This window comes from Olsenella sp. KH1P3, assembly GCF_900167315.1.
Taxonomy (GTDB): Bacteria; Actinomycetota; Coriobacteriia; order Coriobacteriales; family Atopobiaceae; genus Olsenella_J; species Olsenella_J umbonata_A.
The window spans coordinates 134,894-146,575 of sequence record NZ_FUWQ01000001.1 but is presented as its reverse complement, the minus strand read 5'-3'; the positions used below and the strand labels follow the sequence as shown (position 1 = coordinate 146,575).

The window sequence follows — 11,682 nt, the reverse complement described above, 5'->3', positions numbered from 1 at the left end:
CAAAGTGGTATTTGTGGACCCAGAGTTAGCAGGTGCCTTCTCGGGGCTTTCGGAAAAGTTCAGCAGTCTTGTCTACCCCCAGCTCGAGCAGTTTGGCGCCCGTCCCCTTTCGGCGAAGACCGGCGTTGCGGCCTACATTGACAACGAGCTTGGTCGCGGGTGGTTTTGGGCGACCCAGCTGGGCGAGACCGCAATGCTCTCCCAGCTTCGTATACAGTGCAATCGCCCCATGGAGCTCGTCGAGTCGCCGGGGACGCCCTATTCGGTTCTTGCGAGCATGGGACGCGGAGATGCCGAGCTCGCAGGCAAGGGCTACTCGAAGACGCAGCCCAACTCGATCTTCCCCATGCGACACCTGTTGGACGAGAACATCATGGGGCTGCACATCGAGCCCTCGACTTACGAGTACCAGCTTGAGGCGGGTTCGCTCCACTGCAGCTGCAGCCTCTACCTCCTTGATGGCTCCTTCGAGAAGATAGGTCTCGACAAGGAGCGCGTCAGGCTGCTCGACTCCTCCTTCGCGAGTGGTCTAAACCTCAACGCGGCGCTCGAGCTGCGCTCTACGATAAGGTCCATCACACCCTCGGGCACCTTGAGCGACGTCGGGAGGCTCCAGTACCGCGCAAAGGCGCTCGAGATGATCTACGACCTCGTGACCTTCCTCGAAGACAAGCACCGTGACGACCCGGAAAGTGACGAGAAGGTCTCCGACCGCGTGAGCACTATCCTGCTGGAGTCGCTTGCGGACCCGCCCAGCATCGACGACCTCGCCTCGAGGTTCTACCTGAGCCGCGCTGCGCTCTGCTCGCGCTTCAAGAGGGAAACGGGACTGGGCATCCACGAATACCTGGCCGTTCAAAGGCTCAGGCAGGCGGAGTCAATGCTCGAGCGATCGAACAGGCCCGTCGCGGAGATCGCCCGCATGGTGGGCTACCAGCACACCTCAAGCTTCACAAAGATGTTCAAGGAGAAGGTCGGGGTCTCCCCGCGCCAGTGGCGAAACGGACAGCGCTAGGCCCATCTCCCGACCAGCAGCCAATCGACCAGGCGGCAAGTCCCTAGCCCAGCCCGACGTCGAGCGCCATCATGACGGTGAAGCCGAGCGAGAACGCGATGACGCCCACGTTGCTGTGGCGTCCCTCGCTCATCTCGGGAATGAGCTCCTCGACCACCACATACATCATGGCGCCCGCGGCGAAGCTCAAGAGATAGGGCATCAACGGCACGAGCTGGCTCGCCGCAGAGATAGTGACGACGGCCCCGACGGGCTCGACGACACCCGACAGAAAGCCGCCAAGAAACGCCTTGGACCTCGACGCCCCCTCTGCCCTCAGCGGCATCGAGATGATAGCCCCCTCCGGAAAGTTCTGGATGGCAATGCCGATGGACAGAGCCATCGCACCGGCAACGGTCAGGCTCGTGTTGCCGGACATGAGGCCCGCATACACCACCCCAACGGCCATTCCCTCGGGAATGTTGTGTATGGTGACGGCCAGAACCATCAGGGTCGTCCTCTCGAGCCTGGATCGCATTCCCTCGGGCTCGGTGTCGGTCTCCCCCAGGTGCAGGTGAGGCATGAGGCTATCGAGTAGGAGCAGGAAGAGAACGCCGAGCCAAAAGCCCGCAAAGGCGGGCAGCCATGCCATGTGCCCCATGCCGACGGACTCCTCGAGCGCAGGCGCTATCAGACTCCAGATCGAGGCCGCGACCATCACGCCAGCGGCAAAACCCGTCAGGGCCTTGTTGACCGTCCTCCCCAGCTGTCTTCTCATGAAGAAGACCATGGCCGCGCCAAGCGTCGTCCCCGCAAAGGGAATGGCCAGACCCACGGCCGTCGTTGTGATGGTGTCTCCCATGTCATCCCCCCCAGTATTTCCCTGCCGTCGCAAGCGCGACGGGTCGATGCAGTGGTAGGCGGAGGATCCCAGAAAAGGTGCCTCCACCCTATCAATACCCATTAGTTAGCCGTATCTTACTTTATCTTGAGAACAGTGCGCCTTCTCCGCAAAACAAGGGGCCCCGCGCAAGCGGGGCCCACGGAGAGGATGGTTCGCGGATTGGGCAGGTGAAGCTACCTCGTCACTTTCCCGTGACGCAGGATGTCACGTAGGGCTACGCAGGAGCTCGCAACCGCCACGGCGATGCCTATGGACTCAAGCTCAGGCATGAGCGCTCCTCTCGATAGTCGATAGAACGGCAAGGCGGAAGGTGCCCGGCCGCAGAGACCGGGTACCCCCCAGAATTGCTAGGCCTGATGGGCAAGCGAGCTCAGAATCTTGCTGTCAGCCTTCTCCCACTTGGGCATGGGACGGAACACCTGGAAGAGCATGGCCGCCAGGATGACGAATGCCACGATGGTCCAGAAGCCGAAGTTGCCGAAGACGATCAGCTCGTAGAACTGGTTAATCATGAGGCCGATGACCCAGCCGAACACGCACTCGAAGGCGATGGCGAAGGCAGTCCACTTGCCGCTGTCCATCTGGCGGCGAATCGTGCCCATTGCGGCGAAGCAGGGGGCGCAGAGCATGTTGAAGGCAACGAACGCGCACATGGAACCGATGTGGACCACGCCACCGACGGTGAACATGCCGGCAAAGCCGTTCCACATGTTGACCGAATTCTCGGTCGCATCGCCAAGGCCATAGAGAACGCCGAAGGTGGAGACGAGGTTCTCCTTGGCGATAAGGGCGGAGATGGTGGAGGCAACGGCCTGCCAGTTGCCAAAGCCGAGGGGCGCGAAGATGAAGCTCAGGACGCCACCAATGCCAGCGAGCAGCGAGAAGTCCATCACGGCGTCGGGGGCACCGTCCATGGCGGGCAGGTAGCCGAAGGTGTTGGAGCCGCCCTCCCAGCCGGATACGCCGAAGTTGGAGAGGAACCAGATGCCGACCGCAGCGGCGAAGATGATGGTGCCGGCCTTCCTGATGTAGGACCAGACGCGCTCCCACACGTGCAGGGCCCAGGAGCGAATTGCCGGGAAGTGGTAGTCAGGAAGCTCCATGACGAACGGAACGGGCTCGCCCTGGAAGGGCTTGGTCTTCTTGAGCATGACGGCCGAGACGATGATGGCGGCAACGCCCATGAAGTAGAACATCGGGGCGACCCACCACATGTCAGAGCCACCAGCGAGAACGCCCATGACAAGCGCGATGATGGGAAGCTTGGCGCCGCAGGGAATCATGGTGGTGAGCATGGCGGTCATGCGACGGTCGCGCTCGTTCTCGATGGTCTTGGTCGCAAGGACGCCCGGGACGCCGCAGCCCGAGGAGACGATCATCGGGATGAAGGACTTGCCGGAGAGTCCGAAGGGACGGAACACGCGGTCCATGACGAAGGCGACACGGCTCATGTAGCCGCAGTCCTCGAGGAAGCAGAGCATCACGAACAGGACAAACATCTGGGGGATGAAGCCCAGGACGGAACCGACGCCGCCGATGATGCCGTCAACGACGAGCGAGATGACCATGGGAGAAGCACCCGCGGCGGTCAGGGCATTCGTCGCGGCATTGGGGATGGAGTCCACGAAGCCGTCGTAGTCGTGTCCGTCGGGGGCAGGGTTGTCCACAGCCGTCGCAAACGCGTCTGCGTCTACGGAGTCAATGGTCTGGAGCTCCTGGCCGTCAGCAAGGATGGGGTTGCCGTCGGCATCCTCCTCCGTGATTGCCTCGCCGTCCGCGTCGAGGAAGTTGCCGTCCTCGTCGTGGCATGCGACATCGGTCGCGACGACACCAGCTGCCCTGGCGTTGTCTTCGAAGGTAGTGACGACGTCAGAGTCGGTCTCGCCGGCCTCGATGGCCTCGGCGACGCCCTCGGTGTCCACGCCCTTCTCGTCTGCGGCCTCAAGATACGCATCGATCTGGTCACCGTAGTAGTTCTCACCCCAGGCCTCGGTGTCGGCATCAAACTGCTGCTGGGAGGCGCCGTTGATGAAGAAGCCGTCCGAGAAGAGGTTGTCGTTGACCCAATCGGTGCCTGCGGTGCCGACGGTGGAGATGGCGATGTAGTAGACGAGGATCATGACCGCAACGAAGATGGGGAGGCCCAGCCAACGGTTGGTAACGACACGGTCGATCTTCTGGGACACGGTAAGCTTCTTGGGCGCCTTGACGACGCAGGCGTCCATGACCGTGGCGATCCAGTCGTAGCGGTCGGAGGTGATGATGGACTCGGAGTCGTCGTCTCGGTCGACCTCGACCTTAGCGATTACCTTCTCGGCCTCCGCAAGTTGCTTGCTGCTGAGGCCAAGCGACTTGATGGCCTCGGCGTCGCGCTCGAACACCTTGATGGAATACCAGCGGGAGAGCTCGGCGGACGCGACGGAACCGACGATCGCCTTGATCTGGGAGAGCGCATCCTCGACCTCTGCGGAGAAGCACGGGGCGCCCTTGGTCGAGACGCCCTTCCTGGCAGCGCTCAGAGCCTCGTCCATGAGCTTGTCGAGGTTGCTGTTTCGAAGCGCGGAGACCTCGACCACGGGTGCACCGAGCATCTTCGAGAGCTTCTTGCTGTCGATGGTGTCGCCGCGCTCCTTGAGAAGGTCGCACATGTTAAGACCGACGACGACGGGGCGGCCGGCCTCGAGAACCTGAGTGGTGAGATAGAGGTTGCGCTCGAGGTTCGTGACGTCGATCAGGTCGACGACGGCGTCGGGACGGTCGTCGACGAGGAAGTCACGCGAGACGACCTCCTCGGGGGAATACGGGGAGAGGGAATAGATGCCGGGAAGATCGACGAGGGCGATGCCCTTGTCTTTCTTCCAGTCAGCCTGCTTCTTCTCGACGGTAACGCCAGGCCAGTTGCCGACGTAACCATTGGAGCCGGTAAGCTCGTTGAACAGCGTCGTCTTGCCGCAGTTGGGGTTGCCGGCAAGGGCGATGTAAGTCTTGTCTGCCATCAAAACCTTCCTTGAAACGTTGTGTTTCATTGCAGAATCGCAGCTAAACCACGATTTGTTAGGTATAGGTAACTCTCTTTTCAAAAAAAGAGAGGCGTGTCGCCTAGGCTACGGCGACGTCCCTCACCTCGATGCACTGAGCCTCATCCTTGCGAAGCGAAAGCTCGTAGCCGCGGACCGTGACCTCGATGGGGTCGCCCAGCGGCGCGACCTTGTGAACCAGGACCTCGGTGTTCTTGGTGAGCCCCATGTCCATGATGCGGCGCTTGATCGCACCCTCCCCCGTGAGCTTGGACACGACGCACTTCTCACCCACCTTGACGTCCTTAAGCGTTGACATAAATCCCCTTTCAAAACCATGCCGAAGTCCGGCAGTTACAAAACCCAAGTGTTGCGTCAAGGCAGCTAGCAGGTAACGACCTTCATGGCCGTGGAGCGGTTGAGGCCTAGCGTGGAACCTTTGACGCTAACGAGTACGTCTCCGCTGACGCGCGAGATGACCTTGACCGTGGCTCCGGGAACGAAGCCAAGCTCTGCCATGTGCTGGCGGACCTCCTGCGTCCCACGCACCTTGGCCACCTGGACGGTTTCGCCCTCGCCCACCATTGAGAGCGGAAGCTGCGCGCCGGAACGGAGAGCCTGCGCACCCGCGACGGCAGCACGGCTGCCCTCCATTACGCTTTCCATCATGAACCTCCCGATAACGACGCTTTTGCCTGATAAAGTAGCATAAGTTAGTTTACGTGAACTAACTTCGATACAGTTGTACACCAAAGCTAACTATTAATGAAGCCAATTGCTGCATTTTTCACTAATTAATTTTTCCGCACGAACGAGTGATCCAAAGGCAGGCGAGATGCCGTTCGCGCCCCAGGCACAAAAGCGGCCCGCGCCACCAAAGGGCGACGCGGGCCATAAGCAAATGCGTGAAGCCGAAAGACGCCGGGCGCAAATCACCCGGTGTTCTGGAGGCCGGCGGCAACGCCGGACACGGTGCACAGGATGAGGTAGATGAAGCGCTCGCGCTCCTCGGGAGTGAGCTTGTCACCGCGAGTGCGGACGGCCTGCAGCGCACGGGCCTGTGCAATGGACAGGACGTTCACGAACGGCAGACGCATGTGAATGACGGGACCGAGCACGCGACGGTGCTCGAGCGGCCAGTTGTTGCCCGTGATGGCAAGCACCCACTTGCGCGTCAGACGCATCTCGTCGAGAACCTTCTTGTTGAGGTCCTCGCGGTCGCCCAGCGAGAGGAACATCTCGGCGATGCGGTCGTCGGTCTTGGAGATAGACATCTCGATGTTGTCGACGAAGGTCGTAAAGAGCGGCCACTCCTTGTAGGCCTCCTGGAGGCGATCGAGGTCGCCGAACTTCTCGCAGGCGGTGCCCAGACCGTACCAGGCGGCAAGGTTGGTGCGCGCCTGGGACCAGGAGAAGATCCAGGGGATGGTGCGCAGGTCGTCAAGCGACTTGGCACCCAGGCCACGCTTGGCGGGACGCGAGCCGATGGGCATGAGGCCGATCTCGGTCAGAGGCGTGACGAAGCTGAACCACTCTGCAAAGCCGTCGGTGTTGAGCAGGTCGAGGTAACGCTCGCGAGAGTACTTGTCGAGCGCGGTCGAGATGTCAGAGAACTTGTCGATGGTCTCGGTGTTGACGTACTCGATCGACGGCGCGGACTGCAGCAGGGTCGCACCGGCGACGGACTCGATGTGACGACGCGCCAGCGTGGGGTCGCCGTAACGCGCGAAGATGACCTCGCCCTGCTCGGTCAGCTTGAAGCGGCAGTTGACGGAGCCCTTGGGCTGCGAGAGGACGGCGCGGTTTGCGGGGCCGCCACCACGGCCGACGGCGCCTCCGCGGCCATGCATCAGCACGAGGTCGATGTTGTTCTCCTCCGCCCACTTTGCGATGCGCTCCTGGGCAGCGTGCAGGACGAGGGTCGCCGAGGTGGGGCCGGCGTCCTTGGAGGAGTCGGAGTAGCCGAGCATGACCTCGAGCCTACGACCGGTCTCGGCAAGACGACGCTGGACCTGGGGGAGCTTGATGACCTCGTTGAGCGTGTCCACGGAGTTCTCGAGGTCCTCCACCTGCTCGAACAGGGGGATGACGTCGAGTACGGGGACGTCCGCCTCGTGCGCGAACGCTAGGTGCGCGAGCTCGTAGACGTCCGCGACGTTCTGGGCGCTCTTGGTGAACGAGATGATGTAGCGACGGGCGGCCTTTACGCCGTTCTTGCGCTGGATGGATCCGATGGCGCGGAAGGTGTCGAGCACCTCACGGGTCATGGGCTGCAGCTCTCCCCTCTCGCCCCAGCGGCCGTGCTCGCGAATGTCGGCGAGTGCGCGGGAGTGGACGACGGAGTGCTGACGGAACTCCATCTCGACCATGTGGAAGCCGAAGGTCTGGGCCTGCCAGATCAGGCGTTGGACCGGACCGTAGGCGGTGCGGACCGCGCCCGCGGCGGCAAGGGAACGCTGGACGACCTTGAGGTCCTCGATGTAATCCTCGGCAGAGTTGTACATGAGGTCCGCGGTGCGGTTGACGGTCGCCTTCAGACGCTCGGAAATAACGAGCATGACGGCGCGGTGGGTCTCCTGCGCGGAGATCTCCATGGCGTGAGCGCTGATAACCTCGCTCATCTCGACCTGGTGGCTCCAGAGGTTGAGGAGCTGGTCAGAGGCAGGCGTGGACTCGGTGTCGAGCGTGATGTTGCGGCCGACGGCGTGCGTGGCCTCGGCAAGGGTCTCGAGCATGTGCGTGCGGAACTTCTCGGCCACCTTGCGCGAGACCTTGGCGGTTACGTTAGGGTTGCCGTCGCGGTCGGAGCCGATCCAGCTTCCGGGGTGGAAGAACGCGGGGCAGACGGGCGGCACGGTGCCGGCCTTCTCGCCCAGCTCCCAGTCGTCAAAGCGACGGTAGACCTCGGGAACCATCTCGAACAAGGTGTTGTCGAAGATGTCGAGGATGGTGTCGGCCTCCTCGACGGGCGTCGGCTTCTTATGGGCGATTGGCGAGGTGCGGAACAGCGCATCGATCTCCTGAAGCATGCGGCGCTCGTTCTCGGCAAGAGAGACGCCAGCCAGCAGCGGTCGCTGCTCGAGCAGGGCCGAAATGCGGCGGATCTTGCCCTCGACGGCCTTGCGACGTGCCTCCGTGGGGTGCGCGGTGAAGACGGGGTGGAACTCGAGCCGGTTGAGAAGTGCGATCGCCTTGCCCCTGCCGCACTCGTCGACGAGCTGGCGATACGCGACCGTGATGTCGTTGATCGGGTCGGAGTCCGCATTGGTGGGGACGACCTCCTCGCGCTGGCGCAGCGAGGTTACGCGGTAGTTCTCCTCGCAGATGTTGGCCAGGTGGAAGTACGTGGCAAAGCCCCTCATGAGCAGTGTTGCGCGCTCGACGGGAAGGTCGTCAATGATCTTGACGGCCTCCGAGAAGGCTGCGACCTCCTCGTCGGTCTGGTCATCCTCGTCGAGGTTGGCCATGATGGCGTCAGCCAGGAGCGCATCGAAGGTGTCGCAGAGCTCCTCATCGTATTCGCCGATGACCTTGCGGGTCAGACGCAGGAAGAGCGTCATGTTCTCCTTCAGGCCGTCGGGGATGTCGAACTCAGAGAGTGTCGTCTCCGCCGCGGAGCGCTTCATCGCGTTCTCGATCTCTTCTCGCGCAAGCCCCGCCTTATCGTCGGCCTTGCCCTTAACCTCGTCCGTCAGTCGTTCGACCTCAGACACAATGCCTCCTTCGCGCCATGCCCCAGGGCATATCGTTTTCGCAGAGAATTAGCTCTTTTACCATACCCGTGCAAAAACGCCACCACCTCTTCGGCACATGGATGAAACCCAGATTTCACCGGATGCAAACAGAAGCAAGGCATTATTACGCAGCGTCGCAACCACGCGGAGCGACGCTGTCATGAACACTAAAATGCAGAGAAGTGCCTGACCGCCGGCATCCCGCTCGGCGGAAGCCCGACCACAGTCAAACAGTCTGCAGGAGCAGTATGAGAAATCCTCTTGACCAGCTGAACGGCGCGCTCGGAGCCAACGCGCGCCGTCACGCGCCCCTTCACACGCCGAGTCCCGCCGACAACCTGCGCGAGGCTCGCCTGCGCGCGCAGACGGAGGCAGGACGGCAGTCCCCCGGGCAGACCGGAGCGCTTACGCGCCTGGTCAACCACTGGTGGGACCGACTGATCGGCGCCGTCTACTCAGGGTCACTCGCAAACCAGACCGCGCAGTACAGTGCCCACAACACCAAGCGCGACTACCTGTACAACTCGCTGGGCTCCGGCGTCTGGGGCGCCCTCTTCCCCATCCTCACGATCGTCGCGACCCAACTTGTCGGAGCCGAGCGCGCGGGCATGTTCTCCATGGCCTTCGTCATCGCGAACCTCCTGCAGTTCATCGGCAACTACGGCGTCCGCACGTTCCAAGTGTCCGACATCGACGAGATGGACTCCTTCTCGTCCTACTGCATCCAGCGCTTCGCCTCGTGCGCGCTCATGCTCGGCGTGGGCTACCTGTACTGCAGGCTGCGCGGCTATGGCGGAGAAATGCTCGTCATCTGCGCTGGCACGTTCGCATTCCGCATGGTCGACGCCCTCGCCGACGTCTACGAGGGCAGGCTCCAGCAGTTCGACAAGCTCTACCTCGCAGGCGTCTCGCAGATCGTCCGCTCGGCGGCGGTCATCGTGATCTTCTCCTTTGCCCTGCTGGTCACCCACAGCGTGCCCACCGCAAGCGTCGCGATGGCAGTCGCCTCGCTGGCCTCGCTGGCGCTGGTAACCATTCCCCTTACTCTCTTCGAGACGCCCCGTTCGCGCAACTGGGACCTCACCGAGATCGTCGAGGTGTTCAGGGAGTGCTTCCCCGCGTTTCTGGCCCAATTCCTCTTCGCGCTCATCGAGGCGATGCCCAAGTTCGTGATGGAGGGCAGCCTGGGCTACGACAGCCAGCTCTTCTTCAACGCCATCTACTTCCCCGCGCAGAGCATCCTGATCGTCGTGAGCCTCGCGTACAAGCCCCAGCTCGTGCGCCTCGCGAAGATCTGGGCGGACCCCAACCACCGCAAGCGCTTCGACCTCATAGTCATCGCCGTGGTGCTGGGCACCGCAATCTACACGGCAGCCTCCCTCGTCGTTGCCGCTGTCATCGGCATCCCGCTTACGGGTCTTCTCTACGGCACCAGCTTTGAGCCGTATCGCAACGCCCAATACCTGATGATCGTCGCCGGAGGCCTCTCGGCGGTCATCGACTTCCTCTATCAGATCATCACGGTCCTGCGCCAGCAGCAGAAGGCCACGGGTGCCTACGGCATCGGCTTTGGCTACGTGACGCTCGCCTCGCTGCTGCTGATCAACACGATGGGATTCGATGGGGCCGTCTGGGCCTACGTGACGGTCATGGTCGTCCTGCTGGCGCTGCTGATCGTCCAGTACGTGCGCATCCGCCTCAATCCACCAAGCTTCTAATCGCAGGTAGAAACACGTGCACGACCGCTTGAGGCGCGTCTGGGAAGACTCCGGAGGCGTCGTCCTCCTAGCTCCTCAAGTTCGGGAAAAGCACCGAGGACAGCATGGGGACGGCGGGCCGCCACAAAAGAAGGCGGGGCGAGCCATGTGGCCCGCCCCGCCTCAGCCTTGCCTTGCGAGAGCTATGTAAGCTCGTGCTTACGACTCGCTGTTTGCGTTGACGCAGCGCAGACCAGAGTCGGAGTCGCCCTCGATCATGACGTAGAGGTTCTCGTCGGTGGTGTCATCCTCGTTGAAGAAGGCATAGAGCTTCTTGTAGCCGTCGCCGAAGTCGAGTGTGTAGGTGGTGCCACTCTCGTCGTTGGTCTCGACGGACCAGGTGCCGTGGTGCCCCTCGTCACCGATGTACATGTAAACGGTGTTGTCGGCGTCGAACTTCAGATAGGAGTCGCCGATCATGGAATCGGGGGTCTCGGTGACATCGCCGTCGTTCATGATGGCCGTGATGTTCCAGGTGGAGACGATGGGATCAGCGGTCGCAGGCGTCTTCGTGTCGGTCTTGGTGTCGGTCTTGGTGTCGGTCTTGGTGTCCGACTTCGAGTCGCTCTTGCTGTCGTCGTCGCCGATGGAGTCCTCGATCTTGGTGAGGCCGGGGTCAGACGTGCCGTTGCTCGAGTAGGTGTCCTTGGGCCTGCCGAACGCCATGTACAGCAGGATGGCCAGCACGGCGACGATTCCCACGATGATGGCGATCTTCTTGCCGTTGCCCTTCTTGGGCTCGCTGCTCAGGGGAATCTGACCGGGAGCGGGCACCTGGCCGGGGTTCACCTGACCTGCCGGGGGCACGGGAGCACCGGGGACAGGGGGAACGGGCGCGCCGGGAGCGGGCTGCGGGGTCGGCTGGACGGTCGTCGGCTGGACGGTCGTCGGCTGGACGGTCGTCGGCTGAACCTCGGTCGGTTGCTCGGGCGCAGGCGAGAAGGGCTGCGCGACCTCGGTCGCAGGCTGGGCGGCGTCGGACTCTACGGGCGAAACGGGAGCGGGAACCACAACGGGGGCCACCTCGTCGGCAGGCGCCTGCGACGTCTCCGGGGCAGTCTCGCTACCAGTAACGGGGCTGGGTGCAGCGGGAGCGTCTGCGGCGGCAACCGCGTCGACCTTGGTGCCGCAGCTGGGGCAGAACTGGGAATCGTCCGCGATCTGCGCCCCGCACTTCTTGCAATACATGCATCCTCCTATCGTCTTTTTACGGTCGCATCTCCCCCGCAAAACGACAGGAAAGATGGTGTGGGACCGAAGTCCCGGTTTTCTTAGG

The 11,682-nt window shown here is 62.5% G+C and carries 8 protein-coding genes; 2 read left to right on the top strand and 6 right to left on the bottom strand.

Features of this window, described 5'->3' with window-relative positions; all coding sequences use genetic code 11:
- Positions 1–13 precede the first annotated feature (13 nt).
- Positions 14–1,015: a helix-turn-helix transcriptional regulator gene (locus B5D13_RS00705; protein ID WP_078686377.1), complete on the top strand. Its 1,002-nt coding sequence runs from the start codon at positions 14–16 to the stop codon at positions 1,013–1,015.
- 43 nt (positions 1,016–1,058) lie between these two features.
- Here the strand turns inward: B5D13_RS00705 and B5D13_RS00700 are convergent, their stop codons facing one another.
- From B5D13_RS00700 to B5D13_RS00680, 5 genes are all read right to left on the bottom strand, one after another.
- Positions 1,059–1,856 (bottom strand): ZIP family metal transporter, encoded by a 798-nt coding sequence (locus B5D13_RS00700; protein ID WP_078686376.1) that lies wholly within the window; start codon positions 1,854–1,856, stop codon positions 1,059–1,061.
- A 389-nt stretch (positions 1,857–2,245) separates the two neighbouring features.
- Positions 2,246–4,894 carry a ferrous iron transporter B gene (locus B5D13_RS00695; protein ID WP_078686375.1) on the bottom strand — a complete coding sequence of 883 codons (2,649 nt, stop codon included), beginning with the start codon at positions 4,892–4,894 and terminating at the stop codon, positions 2,246–2,248.
- Between the two features lie 103 nt (positions 4,895–4,997).
- Positions 4,998–5,234 carry a FeoA family protein gene (locus B5D13_RS00690; protein ID WP_078686374.1) on the bottom strand — a complete coding sequence of 79 codons (237 nt, stop codon included), beginning with the start codon at positions 5,232–5,234 and terminating at the stop codon, positions 4,998–5,000.
- Between the two features lie 65 nt (positions 5,235–5,299).
- Positions 5,300–5,584, bottom strand: coding sequence for a FeoA family protein (locus tag B5D13_RS00685; RefSeq protein ID WP_306806899.1), 285 nt, complete (start codon positions 5,582–5,584; stop codon positions 5,300–5,302).
- Positions 5,585–5,847: 263 nt separating this feature from the next.
- A complete protein-coding gene (locus tag B5D13_RS00680) occupies positions 5,848–8,541 on the bottom strand; it encodes a phosphoenolpyruvate carboxylase (RefSeq protein ID WP_090991419.1) in 2,694 nt (897 codons plus the stop codon).
- Positions 8,542–8,897: 356 nt separating this feature from the next.
- Here B5D13_RS00680 and B5D13_RS00675 point away from each other — a divergent pair, with 356 nt between their 5' ends.
- A complete protein-coding gene (locus B5D13_RS00675) occupies positions 8,898–10,367 on the top strand; it encodes a lipopolysaccharide biosynthesis protein (protein WP_143327717.1) in 1,470 nt (489 codons plus the stop codon).
- Between the two features lie 198 nt (positions 10,368–10,565).
- Here B5D13_RS00675 and B5D13_RS00670 read toward each other — a convergent pair whose 3' ends face one another.
- Entirely contained in the window at positions 10,566–11,594 is a 1,029-nt protein-coding gene (locus tag B5D13_RS00670; RefSeq protein WP_078686371.1) for a zinc-ribbon domain-containing protein, read from the bottom strand.
- Positions 11,595–11,682 lie beyond the last annotated feature (88 nt).

Excerpts from the sequence above, each read along its gene's own strand:
- B5D13_RS00690 (WP_078686374.1), bottom strand. The coding sequence starts at position 5,234 with ATGTCAACGCTTAAGGACGTCAAGGTGGGTGAGAAGTGCGTCGTGTCC.
- B5D13_RS00700 (WP_078686376.1), bottom strand. The coding sequence starts at position 1,856 with ATGGGAGACACCATCACAACGACGGCCGTGGGTCTGGCCATTCCCTTT.
- B5D13_RS00695 (WP_078686375.1), bottom strand. The coding sequence starts at position 4,894 with ATGGCAGACAAGACTTACATCGCCCTTGCCGGCAACCCCAACTGCGGC.
- B5D13_RS00680 (WP_090991419.1), bottom strand. The coding sequence starts at position 8,541 with ATGAAGCGCTCCGCGGCGGAGACGACACTCTCTGAGTTCGACATCCCC.
- B5D13_RS00685 (WP_306806899.1), bottom strand. The coding sequence starts at position 5,584 with ATGATGGAAAGCGTAATGGAGGGCAGCCGTGCTGCCGTCGCGGGTGCG.
- B5D13_RS00675 (WP_143327717.1), top strand. The coding sequence starts at position 8,898 with ATGAGAAATCCTCTTGACCAGCTGAACGGCGCGCTCGGAGCCAACGCG.
- B5D13_RS00670 (WP_078686371.1), bottom strand. The coding sequence starts at position 11,594 with ATGTATTGCAAGAAGTGCGGGGCGCAGATCGCGGACGATTCCCAGTTC.